Consider the following 23,670-nt stretch of genomic DNA (forward strand, 5'->3'; position numbering starts at 1 on the left):
GGTCAGGCGGAACCCTCCGAGGAGCCGCCCCGGCGCATCATCGCCTTGACCCGGGCCGGGCTGAGCTGCCCACCCTTCTTGGTGCGGGTCATCGGGTAGAAGCACAACCCGATGAGGATCGAGGTGAAGTGCCCGATCGCGGTGAAGTTCAGCTCGATGCGGTCCATGGTCAGCAGCGGGAAGCCGAAGATGACGAACAGGATCGCGAGGTAGCCCCAGCGCCACGGACGCGCGATGTGGTAGGTCAGCACGGCCATCACGCCGACCAGGAAGTAGCTGACGCCGATGTCGCGGGCGTGCACCAGCCGTTCGGCGGCGTCGTGCTCCTCGATCGCGAAGTACAGCAGGCTTTCGCTGATGTAGGTGGACAGGATGTGGGCGGACAATCCCACCGTGAGCCAGCGCAATTGGCCGAGCCAGTGCTCGGCCGGCGCCAGAAACAGGGTGAACAGCAGCAGGTAGGGCTCGAGCTCCTTGCCGTCGATCCACAGCAGGCTGGAGAACAGCACGTCGAGCGGGTCGCGCGCCAGCGCGTGGATGTTCGTGGAGTGGTGCAGCAGCATCGCGTGCAGCTCCCGCTTGGGGAGTTCGTTTTGGACGATCGTGGTGATCGCCAGCACCACCAGCCAGCCGTAGGTCAGCGGTGCGTTGCTGACGAAGTGCCAGACCACGAGGCCGATGCCCCGCAGCCGCCCCCGCACCGACGAATTCGCCACCCGTTAACCTTCGCACGCCGTGCGGCGGGAGGTGAACTTCGGGCGCACGCGTCAGGCCGGCTTGTCGGCGTCGGGCCGCAGGTGCCGCCACCAGCAGCTGATGTAGAGCGACATCGCGACCGCCAGGGCGACCAGCACCCAGATGACGACGGTGAGGTCGATCCAGCTGCCGAACGGCGGCGAGCCGGGCAGCGCGTTGCGCAGCGGCACGACCGCGAACAGCATCGCCCCGTACCAGGTCGTCATCGGCGGCTGGAATTTGCGCCGGTCACGCACCGTCTGGATCGCGACGAACAGGGCCAGGACGGCGATGGTGACCAGGACGCCGATGACCACGATCGCGAACGCCGCCGTGCTCGGCGCCCGGCGCAGGTTGAGCCGGTAGGGGGCGTTGTCGCTGGGCTTGCTGGCGCCGACCTGCCAGCCGGACAGGTGGTCGACGAAGGTCACGGGCACGAGTTCGGGCGTGGTGCCGCCGCCGTGGAAAAGCTGCACCTCGATCGGTCCGGAGCGGTAGTGGTCGAAGGGCCAGCGCTCGAGGTGGCCGGCGAGGGTCAGCGGGACGGGGAAGACGCCGGGCAGCATGCCCCTGGTGTACTCGCGGTGGGTGGGCGCGGCGGCGGACCTGACCCGAAGCGTGAGGTCTTCCTTGAGCCGGTGGGTCAGCGGATCCAGCAGCGCGGGGCCGGGCAGCACGGCCAGGTTGGCGACGACCGCGCTGTAGTTCGGCTGCATCTCTTCGACGCTCAGCGTCGCCGTGGTCCCGTCGCTGCCGGCCGGACCGTCGAAGACGTTGGTCGCCGAACTGCTGCGGGCGTAGAACATCAGCGACGCGGCGTAAGCCCCGACGATGACGACGACCAGACTGACGATGCCGAAACGCGTGACGGCCGTTCGCATTTGTCCTCCCCGGGGCGTGCTTCAACGGGGAATCTAATGCAACCGCCGCGTGCCCGTCGGCCGAACCGCCGAAGCGGCGCCCGGCTACTCGACCGTGACGGACTTGGCGAGGTTGCGCGGCTTGTCGACGTCGTACCCGCGCGCCTGGGCCACCGACGCGGCGAACACCTGCAGCGGGATGGTCGACAGCAGCGGCTGCAGAAGCGTTGACACCGAAGGGATTTCGATCAGGTGGTCGGCGTAGGGTCGCACGGTGTCGTCGCCCTCCTCGGCGATCACGATGGTGATCGCGCCGCGGGCCTGGATCTCGCGGATGTTGGACAGCAGCTTGGCGTGCAGGGTGGCCTGACCCTTGGGCGAGGGCATGACGACGATCACCGGCAGGTCGTCCTCGATGAGCGCGATCGGGCCGTGCTTGAGCTCGCCGGCGGCGAACCCCTCGGCGTGCATGTAGGCCAGCTCCTTGAGTTTCAGCGCGCCTTCCAGCGCCACCGGGTAGCCGACGTGACGGCCCAGAAACAGCACGGTGGACGACTGGGCGAACCGGTATGCCAGGGCGGCCACCGGCTCGACCGTCGCCAGTACCCGGGCCACCAGGTCCGGCATCGCCTCGAGCTCGGAATACTCGCGCTCCACCTCGTCGGGGTACTTGGTGCCGCGGGCCTGCGCCAGCGCCAGGCCGACCAGATAGTTGGCGGTGATCTGCGCCAAAAACGTCTTCGTCGACGCCACGCCGATCTCCGGGCCGGCGCGCGTGTAGAGCACCGCATCACACTCGCGCGGAATCTGCGAGCCGTTGGTGTTGCAGATGGCCAGCACCTTGGCCTTTTGTTCCTTTGCGTGCCGGACGGCTTCGAGGGTGTCGGCGGTTTCCCCGGACTGGGAGATGGCCACCACCAGGGTGCTGCGGTCGAGCACCGGGTCGCGGTAACGGAATTCGCTGGCGAGCTCGACCTCCACCGGCAGCCGCGTCCAGTGCTCGATCGCGTACTTGGCCAGCAGCCCGGAGTGGTACGCGGTGCCGCAGGCGACGACGAAGACCTTGTCGACTTCGCGCAGCTCCTGGTCGGAGAGCCGCTGCTCGTCGAGGACGATGCGGCCGTCGGCGAAGTGACCGAGCAGCGTGTCGGCCACGGCGGCGGGCTGCTCGGCGATCTCCTTGAGCATGAAGTACTCGTAACCGCCTTTCTCGGCGGCGGCCAGGTCCCAGTCGATGTGAAAACGGCGGGCGTTCGCGGCGTCGTCGTTGCCGGCGAAGTCGGTGATCCGGTAACCGTCCGCGGTGATCACCACGGCCTGGTCCTGGCCGAGTTCGACGGCCTCGCGGGTGTGCGGGATGAACGCCGCGACGTCGGAGCCGACGAACATCTCGCCGTCGCCGATCCCGACGACCAGCGGCGTGGACCGGCGCGCGGCGACGATGGTGCCGGGCTCGTCGGCGTTGGCGAACACCAGCGTGAAGTGGCCCTCCAGCCGGCGCAGGACAGCCAACACGGACGCGGTGAAGTCGCCGGCGGTCTCGCCGTGCCGGTAGGCCCACGCCACCAGGTGCACGGCCACCTCGGTGTCGGTGTCACTGGCGAACTCGACGCCGGAAGCCTCGAGCTCCTGGCGCAGCGCGGCGTAGTTCTCGATGATGCCGTTGTGGACCACCGCGATCTTGCCGGCGGCGTCGCGGTGCGGGTGCGCGTTGCGGTCGGTGGGACGTCCGTGGGTGGCCCAGCGGGTATGGCCGAGGCCGGTGGCGCCCGCCAGGGACTCCGGCGGCATCTCCGCCACCGCTTCCTCGAGGTTCGCCAGCCGGCCGGCGCGGCGGCTCACGGTGAGCCTGCCCGTGTCGTCCACCAACGCGATGCCCGAGGAGTCGTAGCCGCGGTATTCCATCCGGTGCAGCGCATCCATGACGACCTTGCAGGCAGGCCGCTGCCCGACGTAGCCGACGATTCCGCACATTCTGACCAGGGTAGTGCAGTGATCCGCCTGGGCCCGTCCCCGCGCGGCCGACGCGAGACGGAATCGCGACGGCCCGGGCACGCCGGCGCCGGGCGGGCGGCGGTCGCGGACGCGGGCCGGCCCGGCCTCGCCCGGCCTCAGCCCGGCACGACTTGGGCGGCCGTTTCGGGCCAATTCATACCGTCTTCATAAACGACCGCAACTCTTTTCACCTGATGTATCTTCGGCGTTTTCGTTGGCGTCAGTGCCTGAGCATGTTTGCCCTTTAGACTTCCGAATATCAGCCAGAGCTGGCAACCACTTAAGCCAGCGGAAAGGACCCCGGTGTAGACGCCCGCCTGATCACGTTGCGGATGGCCGCCAGCGATCGCTTCTCGGTAATCACTATGTAAGACAGCGTTTTACCGTGACACGCGAACCGTGCGGGCCACGCGATTTCTTTGACGATCTAATTTCGAGCAGACATCAATGCCGATAGTCCAGTTACCGAGTGCCGATTTGCTGAATGCATCGGACAAAAAACGCAAAAGCCATTTATGCCGGGCATCGATTACTTCTTATCACCCGGTCAATGCGCCGACTCGGCGCCCTCTCAAGGAGACAACCATGACCGCTGTCCTCTACGACGACGTTCCCCCCGTCCCGGCTGCGCCGGCCGCGCCGCACCTGACGCTGGCGCCCGCACCGGCCCCGAAGCGGCACCGCTCACCGATCGGCGGCGGCGACCCACTGGTCGACGGCGCCGCCCGTTTGCTGAGCATCCCGCTGCGCCAGGTGTACGCCGTGCTGTGGCGCGTGGGCGTCATCGAGGTCACGGCCTGAGCAGCACGGTGGGCTGTGCGTTTTCCCGGCGCCGGAGGGCGATGCGCTAACGTCGACGGGTGGCCCGCACCCGCAAGCTCGTCGCAGCCCTCAGCCGCCGAGGACCGCACCGGGTTTTGCGTGGTGACCTGGCCTTTGCCGGACTGCCCGGCGTGGTGTACACCCCGGAAGCCGGCCTGAATCTGCCCGGCGTGGCGTTCGGTCACGACTGGCTTACCGGCACCGCCCGCTACTCGCGGCTGCTCGAACACCTGGCGTCGTGGGGCATCGTCGCGGGTGCCCCCGACACCCAGCGTGGGGTGGCACCTTCGGTACTGAACCTGGCGTTCGACCTCGGCACCGCCCTCGACATCGTGTCGGGCGTGCGCCTCGGCCCGGGGAAGATCAGCGTTCATCCCGCCAGGCTCGGCGTGGCGGGCCACGGTTTCGGGGCGTCGGCCGCCGTGTTCGCCGCGGCCGGTATGCCCGACAAGCCGGCGGCGGTCGCGGCGATCTTCCCGAAGGTCACCGATCCGCCGGCCGAGCGGCCGGCCGCGACGCTGAAGGTTCCGGGCTTGATCCTGAGCGCACCGGACGATCCGAAAACCCTGAACGCCGACGCACCCGAGCTGTCCCGCGTCTGGAAGTCGGCCACGCTGCGCATCGTCAGCAAGGCCCACCCGGCGGGGCTGGCCGAGGGTCGCCGGCTGACCGGCGTCCTTGGCCTGGGCGGTCCACACCGGCGCACGCAGCGGTCGGTCCGAGCGCTGTTGACGGGCTATTTGCTGTACACCCTGGGCGGCGACAAGACGTACCGCGATTTCGCCGATCCCGACGTCCGGCTGCCCAGGACGGACCAGTTGGATCCGGAGGCCGAGTCGGTGCCCCTCGAGGAGAAGATCGTCGCCCTGCTGAAGTGACGTGCGTTTCCTTTCCGCTGCTCGGCGGCCGGCGGGCGTCGTGGTAGATGTCGTGGGTGCGAATCGGGATTGCTCTTGATTACTCGGGCGGGTTTCACGATGCCGTCGAGCGCGTCGTCGAACTCGAAAAGGCGGGCATCGACGCCGCCGTCGTCGCCGAGGCGTACGCCTTCGACGCAGTCAGCCAGCTCGGCTACCTGGCGGCGAAGACCAACACCGTCGAGTTGGCGTCCGGGGTGTTCCCCCTCTTCATCCGCACACCGTCGCTGCTGGCGATGACCGCGGCCGGGCTGGACTTCGTGTCCGACGGGCGATTCCGTCTCGGGATCGGCACCTCCGGCCCTCAGGTGATCGAGGGCTTCCACGGTGTCGAGTTCGACGCTCCGCTGGGCCGCACCCGCGAGGTCGTGGAGATCTGCCGCCAGGTGTGGCGCCGCGAACGGGTGCAGCATGCCGGTAAGCACTACCAGATCCCGCTGCCCGCGGACCGCGGGACGGGTCTGGGGAAACCGCTGCAGCTCATCAATCATCCTGTGCGCGAACGTATTCCGATCACTATTGCGGCGCTTGGCCCCAAGAACGTCGAGCTCACCGCCGAGATCGCCGAGGGCTGGCAGCCCGTGTTCTTTCACCCGGAACGCGCCGCATCGGTGTGGGGCGGGGCGCTCGCTGCCGGCTCCGCGCGGCGTGATCCGGCGCTGGGGCCGCTCGACGTCGTGGTGCACGCGTCGCTGGCCATCGGGGACGACGTCGGAGACCGGCTGGCCCGGGTGAAACCGCAACTGGCCCTCTACATCGGCGGGATGGGCGCCAAGGGCCGCAACTTCTACCACCGCCTGGCGACGCGCTACGGGTTCGGCGAGGTCGCCGACCGGATCCAGCAGCTGTACCTGTCCGGCCGCAAGCAGGAGGCCATCGATCTGGTGCCCGAAGAGTTGGTGCGGGGCATCTCGCTGGTCGGACCGCGCGGATACGTCGCCGAGCGCCTGGCCGCATTCGCCGCCGCCGGCGTGACGACGCTTTTGCTGAGCCCACTGGCCGCCGACCGCGACGAGTACGTGCGCTTCGTGAAGGAAGCCTTGGCGCTACGGCCCGCCTGAGCCGTCACTGCCCCGCCTGTGGAAGCTGGTCGGCGGCGATTTCGCAGGGCGTCGAGTGCTCATCCGCCGGAGGTGCCGGCGGCGCCGCATCGGCCGCAGCCGCCGCGGGCGCGGGTTCGCCGCCCGCAGGCGGCGGCGAGGGCGTGACTTCGGCCGGCTCCGAAACGCCCTGCGGCGGCGCCGTACCCGTTGCCGGCATTGGCGCGTCGACCGGCGACGGCGCCTCCGCGGTACCGGCCGGGTCGGCCTCGTCGTCGGCCGGGTCGGCCTCGTCGTCGGCCGGGTCGGCCTCGTCGTCGGCGTGGAAGGGATCGTCGCCGAGGTCTTCGGTCGCCGATCCGACCAGGCCACTCATCGCGTCGACGATTCTGCCTGCCAGGCCGGCGAGACCGCCCAGGCTGCCGAGGCCGCCCAGGCCACCGCCGAGATCTCCGGCTGGAAGGCTCGAGGCGTCCCCGAGCGCGGCGCCCCAGTCCGGAACGGGAGCTGCGGGCGCGGGAGCCGGCGCTGCCGACGCGGCGACGGGGGCCGCCGCTGCCGGAGCGGAAGCCGCGTCTACCGGCGCGGGCACAACCGCAGCGGGGGCGACAGCCGCGGGGGCGCCGGGCGCCGGTGCGACGGCCGCCGGTACTGGGGCGAGTGCCGGCGGCATTGACTGCGGGCCGGGCAGATAGCCCCCACCGAGGTCACCCGGAAATTCGAAGCAGGCCGTCGGTGCGGCGGCCATCCTGTCGATCACCATGTCGTACGACGTCGCGACGGCGTCGGCCGTCGAGCGCATCGTCGTCAGCCAGTCGATCACCACGTCCTCGCGCACGTAGGGCCCGACCTCCTGGCGGATGAGCTGTTCGGCGCTCGGCCTGTCGCCCGCCCCGCCGGTGACGGTCGCGGCGGCGGCCAGCCACGACTGCCGCTGCGCCACGGTCCGATCGTCCACGGCGACGGCGGTCGCCACCTTGGAATCGACCAGATACCAGAGGTTGTCGCGCAGCGACTCACACCGCTGCGCCGCCGCACGCAATTCGGTGGCCACGCCCGCCGCGACGTCACAGTGGCGCTGCACCAGCCGCACCGCCGAGTCGCCGCCGGGCCCCTGCCATGCCGCGGCGAGCTCGGCGGCTTGGGCGCGCTGCATCCGGAGGGCCTCCGTCACCGCCGCACCCGCAGCGCGCAGCGCCGCGCAGTCCTGGTCGAGCGCGTGCAGGTCGAGGCCGTCTTCGCCGTCGTACCAGTCTGGGACCTGGGACGGGTGCGAGGTCAGGTCGGGATGGCCGAAGCCCAGCGCGTGACACGCCTGCACGTAGGCCTGGGTGTGCTCGACGGCCTCCCGCCCCTCGGCGAGGCGCGCCGCGACGTCCAACCGGTCGGCCACGGTCAGGCGATCCGCGCGGCGGCAGAGAGTTCGGCGTCGGCGTAGCGGTCGGCGCAGGCCCGCAGCGCCGCCGCGATATCGACCGATGTGCGTGCCCACTGCGACAACTCGGCCCCCAGCCGGTGCAACTGGACCCGCAGCGCATCGCCGCGTGCGGCATACGCGCGGCCGGCACGGTCCCCCCCGAACGTGAGCGCGGCGAGGTGATCGGTGGCCGCGGCGTCGATGAGCTCGGCGGCGGCGCCGAACTGGCCGGCGATCCGGCGCGTCGCCACGACGTCGATCTCCGTTCGCGCGACGGTGCTCTGTCGTACCCCTGTGTCGAATCTCATGCCTTGTTCGACGGTCGGTACGGCGTCGGGGTTCCGGCGCGACGTCAGCGCGCGAGGCTCACCGCTTCGGCGACCCGGTTGGCGACCCGCTGCGCGACGCCTTCCTCGGGCGCCTCCACCATGACACGGATCATCGGTTCGGTGCCCGAGGGGCGCAACAGGATTCGGCCGGTGTCACCGAGCTCGGCCTCGGCCTCGCCGACCGCGCTCCGTACCGACGGCGCGGCGGCGGCGGTGGCCTTGTCGGCGACCTGAACGTTGATCAGCACCTGTGGCAGCGCCCGCATTGTCGAGGCGAGGTCGGCCAGCGACGAGCCCGTCTGCGCCATGCGCATCATCAGCCGCAGCCCGGTGACGATGCCGTCGCCGGTGGAACCCACGGCGGGCATCACGATGTGGCCGGACTGCTCCCCGCCCAGGCTGTAGTCGCCGGCCCGCAGCTCCTCGAGGACATAGCGGTCACCGACGCCGGTCGTGCGCACGGTGATGCCGGCCGAGCGCATCGCCAGGTGCAGTCCGAGGTTGCTCATGACCGTCGTCACCAGTGTGTCGGAGGCCAGTTCACCGGCCTCCTGCATCGCCAGGGCCAGCACCACCATGATCGCGTCGCCGTCCACGAGCTGCCCGTGGGCATCGACGGCCAGGCACCGGTCGGCGTCGCCGTCGTGCGCCAGACCGAGGTCGGCGTGGTGGGCGATGACGGCCGACCGCAGCGAGTCCAGGTGCGTCGAGCCACAGCCGTCGTTGATGTTGAGCCCGTTGGGCTCGGCGTTGATCGCGATGACCTGCGCGCCGGCCGCGCGGTAGGCGCTGGGCGCCACCGACGACGCGGCGCCGTGCGCGCAGTCGACCACCACGGTCAGGCCGTCTAGCCGCACCGCGTTGACCTTGCTCAGATAACGCAGGTAACGCTCGGCGGCGTCCTCGGCGTCGAGGACGCGGCCGATGCCCGCGCCGACGGGCCGCAGCCCCGGGCCGGCGGCGACCAACTCCTCGATCTGGTCCTCGGTCTCGTCGTCGAGCTTGCGGCCGCCGGGACCGAAGATCTTGATGCCGTTGTCGGGCATCGGATTGTGCGACGCCGAGATCATCACGCCGAAGTCGGCGTCGTAAGCACCGGTCAGGTAGGCGACCGCGGGCGTCGGCAGTACCCCGACCCGCAGGGCGTCCACGCCCTGACTGGCCAGCCCGGCGATGACCGCGGCCTCCAACATCTCGCCGCTGGCCCGCGGGTCGCGGCCGACGACGGTCACGCGCCGCGCGGGCGCCGCCGAGCCGCGGCCGGTGCCCGCCAGCCGCCGCGCTGCGGCTGCTCCCAGCGCCAGCGCCAGCTCGGCGGTCAGCTCGCGGTTGGCGATCCCCCGAACGCCGTCGGTGCCGAATAGTCGACCCATGCGGACAAACCTCTCACAGTTAGCGGTTCCGCACCTAACGTGCCCTTATCTTTCTGACCGAAACCGTGCGGATAAGTGCGCAGACACGCCGACAACGACGCACCTCGTGTTCGAACAAGATGCGCCGTTGCGGCCAGAAAGTGATCGCAGGTCAGCGCTTGCTGTACTGCGGCGCCTTGCGCGCCTTCTTCAGCCCGTACTTCTTGCGCTCGGTGGCGCGCGGGTCGCGGGTCAAAAAGCCCGCCTTCTTCAGCGCGGGCCGGTCCTCCGGCGCGGCCACGATCAGCGCCCGCGCGATGCCCAGGCGCAGCGCGCCGGCCTGGCCCGAGGGTCCGCCGCCGGAGAGCAGGGCGTAGATGTCGAAGCTCTCCGCCCGGTCGACCGTGACCAGCGGGGCCTTGATGAGCTGCTGGTGCACCTTGTTGGGGAAGTAGTCCTCGAGGCTGCGCCCATTGAGGCTGAACTTGCCGGTGCCGGGCACCAGGCGGACCCGCACGACGGCCTCCTTGCGGCGACCGACGGTCTGGATGGGCCGCTCGTAGACGAACGATTCGCCGGACGCGGCCGCCTCGGCGGCAGGCGCCTCGGGAGCCTCCGTGGCTTCGGTGACCTCCGTGACGTCGGCAGCCTCGGTGACGTCGGCGGCCTCGGTGACGTCGGTGGCTTCGGTTGTCTCGGTCACTGGGCCACCTGCTTGATCTCGTACCGCACCGGCTGCTGAGCCGTGTGGGGGTGCTCGGGGCCGGCGTAGACGCGCAGCTTGCGCTGGATCTGACGGCTGAGCTTGTTCTTGGGCAGCATGCCGACGATCGCCTTCTCCACGACACGGTCGGGGTGCTTCTCCATCAGCTGGCCGATCGTGCGCCTGTGCAGGCCGCCGGGATACCCGGAGTGGCGGTAGGCCATCTTGTCCCGCAGTTTCTCGCCGCTGATGGCGACCTTGTCGGCGTTGATGACGATGACGAAGTCTCCGCCATCGACATTGGGGGCGAACGTCGGCTTGTGCTTACCGCGCAACAGGTTGGCTGCCGCGACGGCAAGGCGGCCAAGCACCACGTCCGTGGCGTCGATGACGTACCACGAGCGCGTGGTGTCACCCGCCTTGGGCGCATAGGTGGGCACAGCGCTTACCTTCTTCTCTCGAGTGGATCCCGGTTTCACCGGGTGCCGGTCAGGCGTCAGGCGGTGGGGTTGATCTCGGCGACCGACGTTGACCCGAGGCCCCGGCGTACCGCACGCCAACGGAGCAGCTTACCGACCGCCATCCCCGCAGGTCAAAATCACTGTGTGGTCCCGGCGGCTCTCCCCCGCCGGGACCACACAGCGTCTATCAGGCGCGGCCCAGCCCGCGCGGCGTCTATCAGGCGCGGCCCAGCCCGCGCGGCGTCTAGCGTCCCCACGCGCCCGCGGCGCGACGGTCGGCGTCCGCCACGTCCTGCGCCCCGTCGCGGACCGCGTTTCCCAGGTCGACGAGCATCTCGTTCAGCGCGGTTGCCGCCTGGTGCCACTTGCTCTGCTCGACCTGATAAGCGGTCGCCGCCTCGCGGGTCCAGAGCTGCTGCAGCGGGGCGATCTGCGATCTCAGCTGGTCGAGGGCGGCATTGAACCGGGCAGCGGTCGCGTGGATCTCCTGGCGCACCGAGTGTTCGATCTCGCCGAAGTCATAGGACAACACCGGATCCACGGGTGGCCTCCCTCACAGGTCTCCGCCGGCGGCGGCGATGCTGCCGGCATGGTTCTGGGCGGCGTCCTGCAGCGCGGCGGCGTTGTGCCGGATGGTCTCGGCGATGGCGTGGAGGACGCGGTACAGCCGCAGCGACTCGGCGTTCCAGCGGTCCACCACCTCTTTGAACCGCGCCGCGGCGAGCCCTCCCCAGACCGGTGCCGGCACGCAACCCATGCGTCCGATGAACGTCTGCAGCATCGCCCGGATTTCTTCGTTGTGGGCATCGGTGCTGGCCGCGATGGACCGCATCAGGTCGAAGTCGGTGCTCAGGGTGTTCGGCGCTGCCATACCTAATCCGACCCCGGGGGGCCGTGTTCGGTTCCCTCGAATCTGCGGTCTCATCAAATCGCGTGCGCGGATCGCACCGCCTGCTCGCAGACTGCGCGGATGGCGTCCTCGCCACCCGGCCGGCTCTGGCACCCGATGCTGATCCGCACGGGCCCGTCGAGCAGCACCGTCCACCGCACGTGGTGGCCGGTGCGGACTTCCCGATAGGTCACCCCGGACCGGCCGGCACTGACCCCGGTCGGGTTGAAATCGACGAACACCCCTGCGGGCTCGGCGTCGATCGCTCGTCGCAGCCGTTGTGCGCTGTCACCCGGCGTCTCGCCCGAGACCGGCGATTGCGTGACGTGCAACGCGACCTCGGGGTCCGAGGGCGACGTGACCTGTACCCGCGCGGAACCGGGTCCCCCGGTCAGCCGTTGCGTGGGCCAGCCCGCGGGCACCACGACCGCGACGCGGCCTTCCACCAGGAACGTGGTCTGCGAGATCTCCGCCCGGGTCACGGGGATCGCGGCGTGCCGCTCCACGGTCGCGACGGCCGGCACCCCCGCCACCAGCGCCGCCGCAGCGGCCCCGAGCCCGGCGACCGCCCTGACGCGTCGCCGGCCTCCGGGTGGCGGCCGGGGCGCGGCGCTTGCCGCCGGCGGGCTCGACCGCGCGAGGCGGGGCAGCTGTACGTCGTCGACCTCGACGACCGTGCGCCCCGCGGCCCGCGCCGCGCCGGCGATCAACCTCGCAAGCGTGGCGGCCCCGTCGACGGCGCCCGGCGCGTCGATCAGCACGACTGCCGGCTCCATGCCGGCGATCGCGGCCAGGGCCTCGTCGCCCGCGAGTTGCGGGTCGGCGCGGCGGGGCAGCGCGATCTTCTCGGCGCCGGAGACCATCACCAGGCGCTCGGCGATCTCCACAACCGCCGTCGTTCCGCAACCGGCACGGGAGGCCCGCAGCAGCAGCCACGACCGGGGGCGCGCCACCGCGTCACCGGTGACCGCGCCCATGGCCGCGGTCACCCTGTGCACCCGCGCCGACGACCACCACGACGGGTGCACGACGACCGCCCCGTCACACCCCGCACAAGCCACCGCGGCCAGCGCCGACCGCCACAGCGAATCCACGGCCACCGGACGCTCGTCGACGAGGGCGAACTCGTCGTCCAGGCTGCCCAGCAGCGCGCGAATGACCTCAGTGTCCGCCACACACGCTGCGCCGCAACATAATCGGCGTATCGTGGCCGGCCCGCACTCGATGATCGCGCGATGCCCGCTCACGGCGGGCTCCAGCCAACCTGGACGAGCTGGTCGTCGTCGCCGCGGGCCGCCAGGACGCCCCGGCCCGCCGGCATCCGGGACGGGCGCCCGGTCCCGAACGGCGCGCCGCCGTCCGGGCAGCCGCTCATCATCAGCGTCATGCACCCGAGGTCGCGCAGGCCCGCCAGCAGCGGCTCGAACAGCGCACGCTCGGCGCCGGCGCTGCGCCGGGCGACAATGAGGTGCAACCCGAGATCCCTTGCATACGGCAGGTATTCGAGGACACCGGCCAGTGGGCTGGCCGTCGGTGCGGTCGCCAGGTCGTAGTCGTCGACGACGAGGAAGACCTCCGGGCCCGACCACCAGGGCCCGGCCCGCAGCAGCTGCGCCTGCGAGGCGTCCGCGGGGGGCATGCGTTCCCGCAACACCTCCAGGAGCCGCGGCATCAACGCAGCCAATGCCGACGGCGACATGGCATACCCGTCGAGGTGTTCGGACTCGATCGCCCCCAGCAGCGAACGCCGGAAGTCGACGATCACCAGCCGGGCCTGCCCGGGGGTTCGGGTGCGGACGACCTCGCGGCACAGGGTGCGCAGGGTGGCGGTCTTCCCGCACCGGTCCTCCCCGAAGACCAGCAGGTGCGAGTGCCGCGCGAAGTCGGCCGCCACGGGCCGGATTCGACGCTCCTCGAGGCCGAGCAACAGCTGCGCTCCCGAATCGTCACCGGCCTGGTCGACGACGGCGTCGTGGGCCACCAGCGCGGGCAGCAGCGGTATCCGCGGCGCCGACGATTCGCCCTGTGGGACAACGTCTCCGGGCAGGGCGATGACCATGTGCAGCCCCTCGCGGGACAGACCGCGCCCCGGCCTGTCATGGGGTACGTCGCGCGCCGCCTTGCGGCTCAGCTCCGAGTCGGCCGGGTCACCCAGCCGCAGCTCGATACGGGTGCCGGCCTGATCCTTCAGCGACGGCCGTATCTCGGCCCACCGCGACGCCGACAGCATCACGTGCACGCCGTACGAAAGACCCTCGGCCGCCAGGGCGGTGATCCGGTGCTCCAAATCCTCGAACTCGCGGCGCAGCGTCGCCCAGCCGTCGATCACCAGGAACACATCCCCGAAGGGATCGTCGCCGCACCCCGGGCGCCGGCGACGGTACTCGCCCATCGATGCAATGCCGCGGCAACCGAACAAGGCCTCCCGCGAGCGGACGACGGACTCGCACTCGGCCACGATGCGCGCGGCGAGTCGTGGCTCGGCGCGGCCGGCGACCGCGCCGACGTGCGGCCACGGCCGCAGCGACGCCAGCGCCCCGCCGCCCAGGTCGAGGCAGTAGAACTGCACCCGGCGCGCGTCGTGAGTGGCCGCCAGCGCGGTGATCAGGCTGCGCAGCGCCGTCGACTTGCCCGATTGCGGCGCGCCGACAATCGCGACGTTGCCCGCGGCCCCGGACAGGTCCACCACCAGCGGTGTCCGGCGCTGTTCGAACGGCCGGTCGACGATCCCGATCGGCACCGTCAGGGCCGCTGCGGTCGCGCCGCCGCGCAACACGGCGTCCAAAGACGGCGCCTCGTCGAGCGGCGGCAGCCAGACCCTGTGGGCGGGCGGCCCGTACGCCGACAGCCGGTCGAGGATCGCACCCAGAACCGTCGGTGCCGCGGTGCCCGCGCGGGCGGCCGGGCGCGTCACCCGGCCGGCCGGGCGCGTGGTGAACGGACGCGCCAAAGCGGCCGCCGCCGTCGGTGTTCGGGACGGCGGTAAGCAGCGCGGCCCGGACGCGTACGCGGCCTGGAACCGGATCATCCCGCCGCCCCCGACCCGGAGCAGGCCGGCGCCGGGTGTGCTCGGCAGTTCGTAGGCGTCCTGCGATCCCAGGACCGCGCGTGATTCGGCAGCCGACATGGTTTTCAGGCAGATCCGGTAGGACAGGTGCGCCTCCAGGCCCCGCAACCGACCCTCGTCCAGCCGCTGACTGGCCAGCAGCAGGTGCACGCCCAGCGATCGGCCCAGCCTGCCGATCGCCGCGAACGTCTCGGCGAATTCCGGCTGCTGCGAGAGCAATTCGGAGAACTCGTCGACCACCACCAGCAACGTGGGCAGGGGGGCGAGCCCGGCGCAGTCCCGCCGCGCACGCTCATAGTCCGCGACGCTGCCACAGCCGGCCGCACGCAGCACCCGTTGGCGGCGATTCAGCTCGCCCGCGAGCGCCTCTCGCATCCTGGCCACCATTGGCGCCTCCTCGGCGAGGTTGGTGATGACGGCGGACACGTGGGGAACGGCCGCGAACTCCAGAAATGTTGCGCCGCCCTTGAAGTCGACAAGCAGCAGGTTGAGCGCCTCCGGGGAATTGCGCGCCACCATACCCAGGGCGATGGTCCGCAGCAGCTCCGATTTGCCCGACCCGGTCGCCCCGACGCACAACCCGTGGGGCCCCATGCCCCCGGCGGCGGCCTCTTTGATGTCGAGCTCGACCGGGCCGCCGTCGGCGGTTCCGATGGGCACGGTCAGGCGTGCACCGTTGCGCCACAACCGGGCAGGGTCGAATTCGGCCACGTCCCCGACACCGGCCATCGCGGCCCAATCCGCCTTGGCGACGGACCCCGGCCGGTAACCGGCCAGCCGCCTCGCGCAGACCAGCGCGTCCTGCCGGCCCAGCCGGTCCGGGCGCGACAGTGCCTCGCGCGCACCGGAGGCTCGCACGATCACCGGGGCGCCGTCACCACCGGCGCCGACCCGCAGGACGGTCGCGCCGGCGGCCTCGAAGGCCTCGGCGCGCTCGCCGAGGTCGGCGACGACCACCGCGTGCGCGCCGTCGGCATGGCCGAGCGCCTCGAGCGCCTGCGCGGGGTTCCGGTACACCATCCGGGCGGCGCCCAGCGCATCGGCATCGGCGGCATGCCGGTTGTGCGGCAACCACTTCAGCCAGTCCCACTCGGCGTGGCGGTCGCCAACCGCGCCCACGATCGACAGCTGATCCGGAGGGTGCAGCACGGCCAGCTGGCAGATCAGCGCGCGCAGGACCCCCCGCACCGCCGACGTGTCACCGTCGATCGTCACGGTCGCGTGCGCCCGCAGGTCGATCGTGATCGGCGCGTCGATCGTCGAATACGTCCCCAGGAAACGTTGCAGCGCCTCGACGGTGACCGGATCACGGCGCCGGCCCTCCGGAAGGTCGGGGGCCACCAAACGGGTTGCGAGAGGGCGTGTTCCGAAGCCTATCCGTACGAGTCCGAAGTCATCGTCGCCCGCCCGCCTCTCCCACATTCGCGGGCCGCCGACCAGCGTCCACAGCGTGTCGGGATCCGGATGGCTCCAGCACAGTGACAATCGTTGCGCCGCAGCGGTTTCGATAACCTGCTCGCGCAACCGGCTCAGGTAGGCCAGGTAGTCTGCCCGGTCGGTATCGACGCCCGCCCCGGACGCTCGCCCGCCTCCGGTGAAGGCCGCCGTCACCATCGAGACCAGCATCGTCACCGGGAACACCAGGAACATCGGGTTACGCGTCATGCCCGACCCGGACACGAACGCCACGGCCACGACGCCCAGGCTCACCACCGACATCGCGATCGGCGCCAGCCGCATCAGCGTGCTCCGCCCGCCCGGCGAGGGCACCGCGGGCGGGGCGGTGACGGCGACGTCCGCGGTCGCGCACGCCGGCGGCCGGCGCCGCGGCGCGGGCGCGAAGACATTGGTCACCCTTGTTCCTCCCGACAGGTTGGCGACGCTAGGCAGCGCCGGACCCGGCGGCAACTCACCTGTGGACAACCGGATATGGGCCCTGAGCGAAATGGCTACCGTGCGGTGATCCGACCGAAAGGGGTCCGCGTTGCCTGCATCCGAGCCGGGACTGCGCCGCGTGTCGGTTCACGCCGGCGCCGCCGTCGTCGACCTGGTGCTGCCCGCCGAGACCCCGGTAGGCGTGCTGCTCCCGTCGATCGTCGACCTGCTGCCGGATCAGCGCGGCGACGACGGTTGGGTGGGGACGCGACACCAGCTGTCGCTGCCCGGCGCGGCCCCGCTCGACACCTCGACCACACTGGTGCAGAACGATATTCCCGACGGCGCCGTCCTGGTGCTGAGCCGCCCCGCGACACCGTTGCCCGCTCCCCGCTTCCACGACGCCGCCGAGGCCCTGGCGCAGGCGCCGGGGCCCGGGTCCCGGGTCCTCAGCCGGCGCGCGATCCGCCTCACCGCCGCGGTGGCGGCGGCCTGCGTGACCGTCGCCGGGCTGGCGACGCTGATCTGGACGTCCCGCATCGACGCCGGCGCAAGGGAAGTCGTCTCGGTCGCCACGGCGTCGGCCGCCTTGGTCGCGCTGCTCCTCGCGGTGATCGCGCAGCGGTCGTACCGGGACGGGGCCGTCGGCCTGACGCTGGGTTTGGCCACCGTGGCCTTCGCCACGGCGACCGGTTTCCTCGCAGTGCCCGGCGGCCCCGGCGCCCCGCACGTCCTGCTGGGCGCGACGGCGACGGCCGTCACCTCGGTGGTGACCATGCGCGCGGCCGCCTGCGGCCTCGCCACGTTCACGGCGACGTCGGCCCTGGCCCTGATCGTCGCGCTGGCGGCGTCGGCGGCCCTGCTCACCGCCGCCCCCCTGCGCGCCGTGGGTGCGGCATCGGCGTTGGTGTCCGTCGGCCTGCTCGGCGTCGCGGCGCGGCTGTCGATCCTGCTGGCGGGGTTGTCGCCGCGGCCCTCGGACCCCGGTGATCCCGCGCTCGCCGACCGGGCCGCGCGCGCCGAGTGCTGGCTGTCCGGCCTGCTCACGGCGTTCGCCTCGTCGGCCGCCGGGGGCGCGGTGGTCACCGTGCTCGCCGGCGCGCCCGGCCTGTCGTGCACCGCTTTCGGCGCCCTCACCGGCGCACTGCTGCTGCTGCGCGCCCGATCCGCCGGCCGCAGCGGCGAGGCGCTGACGTTCACCGCCGGCGGCACGGCCGTCGTCGTGGCGACCCTGACCGTTGCGGCCTCGCGCGCCCCGGCACCCGCCGCGTGGGTCGTCGCGGTCACCGCGGGGCTGGCCGCCGCGGCGCTGTACCTGGGGTTCGTCGCCCCCGAGCGGCGGCCCTCGCCGGTCGCGCGCCGCGGCGTCGAGCTGCTGGAGTGCGCGGCGCTGGTCGTGCTGGTTCCGCTGACCTGCTGGGTGTGCGGCCTGTACGGGGCGGTGCGGGCACTGGACATCCCGCGACTCGCCGATCTTCGGTGAAGATCCCACGCCTGCTGGCGGTTTCGGCGTTGGCGGCGGCATGGGTCATCGCATCACCGGTGGCGCACGCGGTCTCGCCGCCACCCATCGACGACACGTGGCTGCCCAAGCCCGGACTGCCGGCGCCACCGTGGCCGACGGTGCAACGCGAGGTGTGTGCGCAGATACCGTCAGGGCCGGGCCCCGATCAGGAACTCGGCGACCTGCCGCGGGTCTGGCGACTGACCCGCGGCGCGGGGCAACGGGTCGCGGTCATCGACACCGGCGTGTCGCGCCACCGCGGGTTGCCCGACGTGGTGCCCGGCGGCGATTACGTGTCCACCGGCGACGGCGTGCAGGATTGCGACGCGCACGGCACGCTCGTGGCCGGAATCATCGCTGCGGCGGCGGGGTCGGAAGCCGATGGCTTCCGCGGAATGGCGCCCGAGGCCACCGTGGTCAGCATCCGGCAGTCCAGCGCGAAGTTCGCGCCCGCCCACGACCGGGCCCGGGCCGGGGTGGGCGATGTCGAGACCCTGGCGAAAGCCGTCCGGACGGCCGCCGACCTCGGCGCGTCGGTGATCAACATCTCCTCGGTCGCCTGCGTTCCGGTCACCTCGGGACTCGACGATCGCGCTCTGGGCGCCGCGCTGGCGTACGCGGTCGACGTCAAGAACGCCGTCGTCGTAGCCGCGGCGGGCAACACCGGCGGCGAGGCGCCCTGCCCGCCGCAGCGGCCCGACGCGACGTGGGAGAACGTCACGGTGGCCGTCAGCCCCGCCTGGTACGACGACTTGGTGCTGACCGTCGGGTCGGTCGATCGGGAGGGCGAGCCGTCGCCGTTCACGCTGGCCGGCCCGTGGGTGGACGTCGCCGCCCCCGGCGAGGCGGTGCCTTCGCTCGGTTCGCAACCGGTCTCCGGCACCAGTTACGCCGCGCCGGTGGTCAGCGGGCTCGCCGCACTGATCCGCGCCCGGTTCCCGGCGCTGAACGCTCGACAGGTGATGCAGCGCATCGAGTCGACCGCACACCACCCGCGCGCCGGGCGCGATCCGCGCGTCGGCAACGGCACCGTCGACGCCCTGGCCGCCGTCAGCACCGAGGCGTCCCCGCGTCCCACGGCCGCCCCGAGGCCCGTGCCGGTCACCCGAGCGCCCCACGCCGGCGCCCCAAGCCCGCGCGCCCGCGACTTCGCGCTGCGCGGCGCGGCCGCCTGCCTGCTCGCCCTCGGGGTCGCTTTGGCGCTCGGCGCGGCGCGAGGCCGGTTACGGCGCGGCGATGTCCGGTCCGGTGGCGTCTCGCGCGACTGACGCGCGCTGCCTGCTCAGTTCCGGTCCGCACGGGAGGGCGGCCAGCACGGGCCAGGGCGCGGGGATCGGCTCGGCGAGGCCGAGGTCATGCGCGGCGTCGTCGTCGCGCACGGCGAACCGCACCCCGGCGTCGGTGACCAGGTAGCGCGTGCCGTCCCGGCCGTCGCCCCGCACGTAGGCACTGCGGCCCGGCGGCAGATAAACCGCGTCGAGTGCCGGACCGCGTCCATCGGCTTGCGCCAGGGTCAGCGGCGTCTGACCGGCCGGCACCGGCGGCGCGCTCGCGGTCAGCAGCGCGGCGCGCGCGTCGGCCACGTCCCGCGCGACGCACAGCGTGCCGTCATCGCCCACCAGCGTCGGGGCGTGGTCGGGATAGCCGGCCACCGGCAGCGCGTCGACGACCGCGGCGGCACGGACGACGTCGGGTGCCACCGCGATGGCGTTCGTGGTGCCCCGCGAATCGGCGAAACGCAGGAGATCGGCGGCCACCTGCCCGATCCGCTGGACGCCGCCGGGCAGCACCGCGTAATTCTCGTCACCGTCGGCGCGGCTCACCCGCAACACGCTGCCCACCGGGAACCCCGCCGCACCGGGAACCTCACCGAGAACTCGCCGGATCCGCGGTGCGGCGATCGGCGGCGCTTCGGGCAGGGCGCTCAGCAACCACGACGACACGGGGCGAGGGGCGCGGCCCTCCAGCCGCAGCGCCCGCACCACCGCCGCGTCGGCGAGATCGATCACCGCGCGCTGCCCGTCGTAGAGCAGGAAGGTCGGCGAACCGGAGACCGGGACGGCCAGGACGGCTTGGCCGGTGGGCAGTCGACCGACGGACGCCGCCCCGGCGCCGCCGACGACGACCGTCGTCGCCGCCCCGCCGGGGCCGTCGCATACGGTCCAGCCCGCTTCTTCGGCGGGCAGCGGCGAGCCCACGAACGACGGCGCGCCCGGAATGCCCAGCAGCGGCCCGCGTTTGACGTTCGCGAGATCGGCCTCACGGACCTTGAGCGGATCGCCGGCCGTCGCCGCCACCAACCGCGCCGAGGCCAGGTTCGGCACCGGGTGCCAGGTGTCACCCACGCGCACGTACAGCGCCCCGGACCGCTCACCGATCACGATCTGCGCCCGGTCCAGCGCCGGGTGCGGTCGCAGCAAACCCAGCAACGCGCACCCCGCCAGCGCGACGGCCGCCACGACCGACCCGACGGTCAGGGAGATCGCCTGTGCCCGCAAACGGGCGCCGCAGGCGACGAAGTCACCGCCCAGCAACGCGCACTCGAGGCGCCGGAGCAGGAACCGATAACCGCTGAGGTACAGCCATGCCGGCTGGCTGTGCAGCACCGATGCCCCCTGATCTGCGGATCCGTTGTGAACACGTTAGAGAGCCGGCCGCCCGCCCGGTCTCGCCCATCCACAGGTCAGCGAATTTTCGGTCCTCGCTCACAGCGCGTAAAATCGCGTCGTGATCAGTCACCGCTTACGTGGCCTGCTCGGTGCAGGCGCGCTGGCCGCCGCCACGGGCCTGCTGGCGAGCCCGGGATCCGCGCCGATCGCCTCCGCCGACGACTGCCCGGACGTCGAGGTCATCTTCGCCCGCGGCACCAACGAGCCCCCCGGCCTGGGCCGCGTCGGCGACGCCTTCGTCGACTCGCTGCGTCAGCAGACCAACGGATTGAACATCCTGCCGTACGGCGTGAACTACGCGGCCAGCAAGCTGCAGCTGCACGGCGGCGACGGCGCCAACGACACGATCGACCGCGTCAAGAAGAGCGTGGAGAAGTGCCCGAGCACCAAGATCGTGCTGGGCGGCTACTCCCAGGGCGCGTCGGTGATGGACATCGTGGCCGGTGTTCCCATCGGCGGCATCAACTGGGGCAGCTCGCTGCCGCCGCAGTATGCGAGCAACATCGCGGCCGTCGTCACCTTCGGCGACGTGGCCGACCGCGCCGGCGGCACGCTGCCCAGCCAGAGCGCGCTGCTGGGCTCCAAGGCGCTCGACCTGTGCAACCCCAACGACCCGATCTGTCATGCGGGCCCGGGCAACGAGTGGAGCGGCCACACCGAGGGCTACGTCCCCGTCTACACCACCCAGGCCGCGGCGTTCGTCGCATCCAAGCTGCTGGGCGCCGGCCAGCAGGTGCCTGGTTACGGGCCGCAGCTGCCGGGACCGCAGTCGCCCGGATACGGGCCGCAGTCGCCGGTCAACGGACAGCTGCCCCCCTCGATCCACGGAAACGTGCCGGGGCCGAGTTCGCCGGAAGACTCGATTCCGCCGTCACCGCAAGCCCCTCTCGTCTGAATCGTTACCGTCGCGCGATCTTCGCGCCCCTAACATCGTTGTGTGAGGCTCACACCGTTCAAGCTGGTCGCCGCGTTTCTTGCGCTGGCCGCTCTGTGGGTGGTGGTTCCTCGCCTGATCCCGCACGCCTGGGCGTCCTGCCCCGGCGTTCAAGTGGTGTTCGCCCGGGGCACCGACGAACCGCCCGGCGTTGGGCGGGTCGGGGAGGCCTTCGTGAGCGCGCTGCGCCAGCAGACCCGCAGAAGCGTCGGCGTGTACGGGGTCAACTACCCGGCCAATAAGGACTTCCTGGCCGCCACGAACGGCGCGAACGACGCCAGCAACCAGATCCAGCAGATGGCGGACAACTGCCCCGACACCAAGCTGGTGCTCGGCGGTTACTCGCAGGGCGCCGCCGTCGTCGACATCGTCACCGCCGCGCCGCTTGCCGGATTCGGCTTCCGCGACCCGCTGCCTGCCACGGCGGCCGATCACGTGGCCGCGGTCGCGCTGTTCGGGAACCCGTCCGGCCGGGCGGGTGGGTTGATGAGCGCCCTGAGCCCGAATTTCGCGGGCAAAATCATCGACCTGTGCAACCCCGGCGACCCGATCTGCTCGCCGGGCAATCTCTGGGCCGCGCACCTCGGTTATGTGCCCACGCTGACCAACCAGGCGGCGAGTTTCGTCGCCGCCAGGGTCTAGCGGGTCCGCAGGTCCCGGGTGATCAGGTTGCGTGCGCTCAACTGGTCGTCGGGCGGATAGTCGACGCCGACCAGCGTCAGCCCGTGCGCGGGCGCGGCGGCGAAGTCGCTGGATCGATCTGTGGCGGTGAGTAATTCGCGGCACCACGACACCGGCCGCCGACGTTCGCCGACGGCCAGCACGGCACCCACGAGCGAGCGCACCATCGACCAGCAGAACGCGTCGGCGCTGACGTGCGCGGTGATCAGGTCGCCGTCGCGCGACCAGGCGAACCGCTGCAGGTCGCGAATGGTGGTGGCGTTCTCCCGGTGCCGGCAGAACGCCGCGAAATCGTGCAACCCCAGCAGGTCTCGTGACGCGGCCGTCATCGCCTCCAGGTCCAGGTCGCGCGGCCACGCAGCGATGAAGCGGGCCTGGAGCGGCTCCACGCCGTAGGGCGCCGTCGACAGCCGGTAGCGGTAGTGGCGCCGCAGCGCCGAGAACCGTGCGTCGAAACCGTCAGGGGCGCAAGCGATGTCCAGGACCCGGACGTCGGTCGGCAGGAAGCGCCCGAGACGACGCAACAACGGCACGAACTCCGCTTCGCCGACGCGCGGCGAGCGCGGGTACGCGTTGGGCAGCGCCGCGCACGGCACATCGGCGTGGGCCACCTGCGCGGTGGCATGAACGCCGGCGTCGGTGCGGCCCGCCGCGCGTAGGCGCACCGGCGTGCGGAAGATCGTCGTCAGCGCCTCATCGAGGACGCCCGCGACCGTGCGCTGGCCGGCCTGCGCCGCCCAGCCCGCGAAACCGGTTCCGTCATAGGCGATGTCGAGCCGCAGACGGACGGTCTCGTCGTCAGCTCTCGGTGGCCTCATTCGGCTCGTCGGCTTCGGCCTCATTCGGCTCGGCGGTCTCGGCCGCGGCGGTCTCGGCTTCGGCGGTCTCGGCCGGTTCGGCGGCCTCGTCGGCCGTCGGGCCGACCGCTTCCTCGGGCTCCACGGCCGCCTGCGGGGCGGCCGCGGCGGCCACGGGTGCAGACCCGCTCTCGGACCGCTTCTGCGAAGCGCTCGCCCGCCGCGCCCGGTCGGCCTCCGACGTCACCGTCTTCTCCCGCACCAGTTCGATGACGGCCATGGGAGCGTTGTCGCCCTTGCGCGCCTCGACCTTGATGATGCGGACGTACCCGCCGTTGCGGTCGGCGTAGAACGGCCCGATCTCGTCGAACAGGGCGTGCACGACGTCCTTGTCGCGGATCTTCTTCAGAACCTCTCGGCGGTTGTGCAACGTGCCCTTCTTCGCATGCGTGATCAGCTTCTCCGCATACGGCCGCAGCGCCCGCGCCTTGGGCTCGGTGGTCTTGATCCGGCCGTGCTCGAACAGCGACGTGGCCAGGTTGGCCAGAAGGGCCTTCTGGTGCGACGACGACCCGCCGAGGCGAGGGCCCTTGGTGGGCTTGGGCATTGCTGACGCTCCTGTC

General features: G+C 71.7%; 22 protein-coding genes. 7 read left to right on the top strand and 15 right to left on the bottom strand.

The annotated features are described in order from the left end of the window. Nucleotides 1–2: 2 nt before the first annotated feature. The 3 genes from G6N48_RS14935 to glmS form a co-directional block, all read right to left on the bottom strand. A complete protein-coding gene (locus G6N48_RS14935; protein ID WP_232066629.1) occupies nucleotides 3–716 on the bottom strand; it encodes a rhomboid-like protein in 714 nt (237 codons plus the stop codon). A 51-nt stretch (nucleotides 717–767) separates the two neighbouring features. Then, nucleotides 768–1,616 carry a DUF4436 domain-containing protein gene (locus tag G6N48_RS14940; RefSeq protein WP_085272012.1) on the bottom strand — a complete coding sequence of 283 codons (849 nt, stop codon included), beginning with the start codon at nucleotides 1,614–1,616 and terminating at the stop codon, nucleotides 768–770. 84 nt (nucleotides 1,617–1,700) lie between these two features. After that, nucleotides 1,701–3,569, bottom strand: a complete 1,869-nt coding sequence (glmS, locus tag G6N48_RS14945) for a glutamine--fructose-6-phosphate transaminase (isomerizing) (RefSeq protein ID WP_085272011.1) — start codon at nucleotides 3,567–3,569, stop codon at nucleotides 1,701–1,703. A 606-nt stretch (nucleotides 3,570–4,175) separates the two neighbouring features. Here glmS and G6N48_RS14950 point away from each other — a divergent pair. The 3 genes from G6N48_RS14950 to G6N48_RS14960 are packed head-to-tail and all read left to right on the top strand — an operon-like array spanning nucleotide 4,176 to nucleotide 6,390. Further along, the gene (locus G6N48_RS14950) at nucleotides 4,176–4,391 is read left to right on the top strand and encodes an Rv1535 family protein (RefSeq protein ID WP_085272010.1); all 216 of its coding nucleotides are present in this window, start codon (nucleotides 4,176–4,178) and stop codon (nucleotides 4,389–4,391) included. A gap of 59 nt (nucleotides 4,392–4,450) precedes the next feature. Continuing rightward, nucleotides 4,451–5,290 carry a dienelactone hydrolase family protein gene (locus G6N48_RS14955; protein ID WP_085272009.1) on the top strand — a complete coding sequence of 280 codons (840 nt, stop codon included), beginning with the start codon at nucleotides 4,451–4,453 and terminating at the stop codon, nucleotides 5,288–5,290. 47 nt (nucleotides 5,291–5,337) lie between these two features. After that, nucleotides 5,338–6,390, top strand: coding sequence for an LLM class F420-dependent oxidoreductase (locus G6N48_RS14960; protein ID WP_085272008.1), 1,053 nt, complete (start codon nucleotides 5,338–5,340; stop codon nucleotides 6,388–6,390). A 4-nt stretch (nucleotides 6,391–6,394) separates the two neighbouring features. On the opposite strand, the gene G6N48_RS14965 is transcribed toward G6N48_RS14960, so the two are convergent. The 9 genes from G6N48_RS14965 to eccCa form a co-directional block, all read right to left on the bottom strand. After that, nucleotides 6,395–7,762 carry a hypothetical protein gene (locus G6N48_RS14965; RefSeq protein ID WP_085272007.1) on the bottom strand — a complete coding sequence of 456 codons (1,368 nt, stop codon included), beginning with the start codon at nucleotides 7,760–7,762 and terminating at the stop codon, nucleotides 6,395–6,397. Nucleotides 7,763–7,764: 2 nt separating this feature from the next. Then, nucleotides 7,765–8,094 carry a type VII secretion target gene (locus tag G6N48_RS14970; RefSeq protein ID WP_085272006.1) on the bottom strand — a complete coding sequence of 110 codons (330 nt, stop codon included), beginning with the start codon at nucleotides 8,092–8,094 and terminating at the stop codon, nucleotides 7,765–7,767. Between the two features lie 44 nt (nucleotides 8,095–8,138). Beyond that, the gene (glmM, locus tag G6N48_RS14975; protein ID WP_085272005.1) at nucleotides 8,139–9,488 is read right to left on the bottom strand and encodes a phosphoglucosamine mutase; all 1,350 of its coding nucleotides are present in this window, start codon (nucleotides 9,486–9,488) and stop codon (nucleotides 8,139–8,141) included. Nucleotides 9,489–9,639: 151 nt separating this feature from the next. Continuing rightward, the gene (rpsI, locus tag G6N48_RS14980) at nucleotides 9,640–10,170 is read right to left on the bottom strand and encodes a 30S ribosomal protein S9 (protein ID WP_085272004.1); all 531 of its coding nucleotides are present in this window, start codon (nucleotides 10,168–10,170) and stop codon (nucleotides 9,640–9,642) included. Further along, complete coding sequence (gene rplM / locus G6N48_RS14985) at nucleotides 10,167–10,610, bottom strand: 50S ribosomal protein L13 (protein WP_085272003.1); 444 nt, start codon at nucleotides 10,608–10,610, stop codon at nucleotides 10,167–10,169. Before rplM ends, rpsI begins: the two co-directional genes overlap by 4 nt. 265 nt (nucleotides 10,611–10,875) lie before the next feature. Further along, entirely contained in the window at nucleotides 10,876–11,172 is a 297-nt protein-coding gene (locus G6N48_RS14990; protein ID WP_085272002.1) for a WXG100 family type VII secretion target, read from the bottom strand. 12 nt (nucleotides 11,173–11,184) lie between these two features. Continuing rightward, nucleotides 11,185–11,502 carry a WXG100 family type VII secretion target gene (locus G6N48_RS14995; protein WP_085272001.1) on the bottom strand — a complete coding sequence of 106 codons (318 nt, stop codon included), beginning with the start codon at nucleotides 11,500–11,502 and terminating at the stop codon, nucleotides 11,185–11,187. Between the two features lie 53 nt (nucleotides 11,503–11,555). After that, on the bottom strand, nucleotides 11,556–12,767 hold the full coding sequence (locus G6N48_RS15000; protein ID WP_085272000.1) for a type VII secretion-associated protein: 1,212 nt from the start codon (nucleotides 12,765–12,767) through the stop codon (nucleotides 11,556–11,558). Beyond that, nucleotides 12,764–16,441 (bottom strand): type VII secretion protein EccCa, encoded by a 3,678-nt coding sequence (gene eccCa / locus G6N48_RS15005; RefSeq protein ID WP_085271999.1) that lies wholly within the window; start codon nucleotides 16,439–16,441, stop codon nucleotides 12,764–12,766. The genes G6N48_RS15000 and eccCa overlap by 4 nt, the downstream gene beginning before the upstream one ends. A 130-nt stretch (nucleotides 16,442–16,571) precedes the next feature. On the opposite strand from eccCa, the gene eccD reads away from it, so the two are divergent. Together eccD and mycP are read left to right on the top strand one after the other, a co-directional pair. Then, complete coding sequence (gene eccD, locus G6N48_RS15010; protein ID WP_232066630.1) at nucleotides 16,572–17,945, top strand: type VII secretion integral membrane protein EccD; 1,374 nt, start codon at nucleotides 16,572–16,574, stop codon at nucleotides 17,943–17,945. Continuing rightward, nucleotides 17,942–19,234, top strand: coding sequence for a type VII secretion-associated serine protease mycosin (gene mycP, locus G6N48_RS15015; protein ID WP_139826032.1), 1,293 nt, complete (start codon nucleotides 17,942–17,944; stop codon nucleotides 19,232–19,234). The genes eccD and mycP overlap by 4 nt, the downstream gene beginning before the upstream one ends. Here the strand turns inward: mycP and eccB are convergent. Further along, nucleotides 19,190–20,569 carry a type VII secretion protein EccB gene (gene eccB, locus G6N48_RS15020; protein ID WP_085272086.1) on the bottom strand — a complete coding sequence of 460 codons (1,380 nt, stop codon included), beginning with the start codon at nucleotides 20,567–20,569 and terminating at the stop codon, nucleotides 19,190–19,192. The two genes, mycP and eccB, sit on opposite strands and share 45 nt — an antisense overlap. A 124-nt stretch (nucleotides 20,570–20,693) precedes the next feature. Between eccB and G6N48_RS15025 the strand changes: the two genes are divergently transcribed. Together G6N48_RS15025 and G6N48_RS15030 are read left to right on the top strand one after the other, a co-directional pair. Beyond that, nucleotides 20,694–21,530, top strand: coding sequence for a cutinase family protein (locus G6N48_RS15025; protein WP_085271997.1), 837 nt, complete (start codon nucleotides 20,694–20,696; stop codon nucleotides 21,528–21,530). A 63-nt stretch (nucleotides 21,531–21,593) separates the two neighbouring features. Next, nucleotides 21,594–22,211 (top strand): cutinase family protein, encoded by a 618-nt coding sequence (locus G6N48_RS15030; protein WP_139826051.1) that lies wholly within the window; start codon nucleotides 21,594–21,596, stop codon nucleotides 22,209–22,211. On the opposite strand, the gene truA is transcribed toward G6N48_RS15030, so the two are convergent. Both truA and rplQ read right to left on the bottom strand, forming a co-directional pair. Continuing rightward, on the bottom strand, nucleotides 22,208–23,092 hold the full coding sequence (gene truA, locus G6N48_RS15035; protein WP_085271995.1) for a tRNA pseudouridine(38-40) synthase TruA: 885 nt from the start codon (nucleotides 23,090–23,092) through the stop codon (nucleotides 22,208–22,210). The genes G6N48_RS15030 and truA overlap by 4 nt on opposite strands. Then, nucleotides 23,049–23,654, bottom strand: a complete 606-nt coding sequence (gene rplQ / locus G6N48_RS15040) for a 50S ribosomal protein L17 (RefSeq protein WP_085271994.1) — start codon at nucleotides 23,652–23,654, stop codon at nucleotides 23,049–23,051. The genes truA and rplQ overlap by 44 nt, the downstream gene beginning before the upstream one ends. Between the last annotated feature and the right edge of the window lie 16 nt (nucleotides 23,655–23,670).

Source organism: Mycobacterium parmense, assembly GCF_010730575.1.
Taxonomy (GTDB): domain Bacteria; phylum Actinomycetota; class Actinomycetes; order Mycobacteriales; family Mycobacteriaceae; genus Mycobacterium; species Mycobacterium parmense.

Excerpts from the sequence above, each read along its gene's own strand:
- truA (WP_085271995.1), bottom strand. The coding sequence starts at position 23,092 with ATGAGGCCGAAGCCGACGAGCCGAATGAGGCCACCGAGAGCTGACGAC.
- rplQ (WP_085271994.1), bottom strand. The coding sequence starts at position 23,654 with ATGCCCAAGCCCACCAAGGGCCCTCGCCTCGGCGGGTCGTCGTCGCAC.
- G6N48_RS14940 (WP_085272012.1), bottom strand. The coding sequence starts at position 1,616 with ATGCGAACGGCCGTCACGCGTTTCGGCATCGTCAGTCTGGTCGTCGTC.
- G6N48_RS14950 (WP_085272010.1), top strand. The coding sequence starts at position 4,176 with ATGACCGCTGTCCTCTACGACGACGTTCCCCCCGTCCCGGCTGCGCCG.
- G6N48_RS14970 (WP_085272006.1), bottom strand. The coding sequence starts at position 8,094 with ATGAGATTCGACACAGGGGTACGACAGAGCACCGTCGCGCGAACGGAG.
- G6N48_RS14995 (WP_085272001.1), bottom strand. The coding sequence starts at position 11,502 with ATGGCAGCGCCGAACACCCTGAGCACCGACTTCGACCTGATGCGGTCC.
- glmM (WP_085272005.1), bottom strand. The coding sequence starts at position 9,488 with ATGGGTCGACTATTCGGCACCGACGGCGTTCGGGGGATCGCCAACCGC.
- G6N48_RS14960 (WP_085272008.1), top strand. The coding sequence starts at position 5,338 with ATGTCGTGGGTGCGAATCGGGATTGCTCTTGATTACTCGGGCGGGTTT.
- glmS (WP_085272011.1), bottom strand. The coding sequence starts at position 3,569 with ATGTGCGGAATCGTCGGCTACGTCGGGCAGCGGCCTGCCTGCAAGGTC.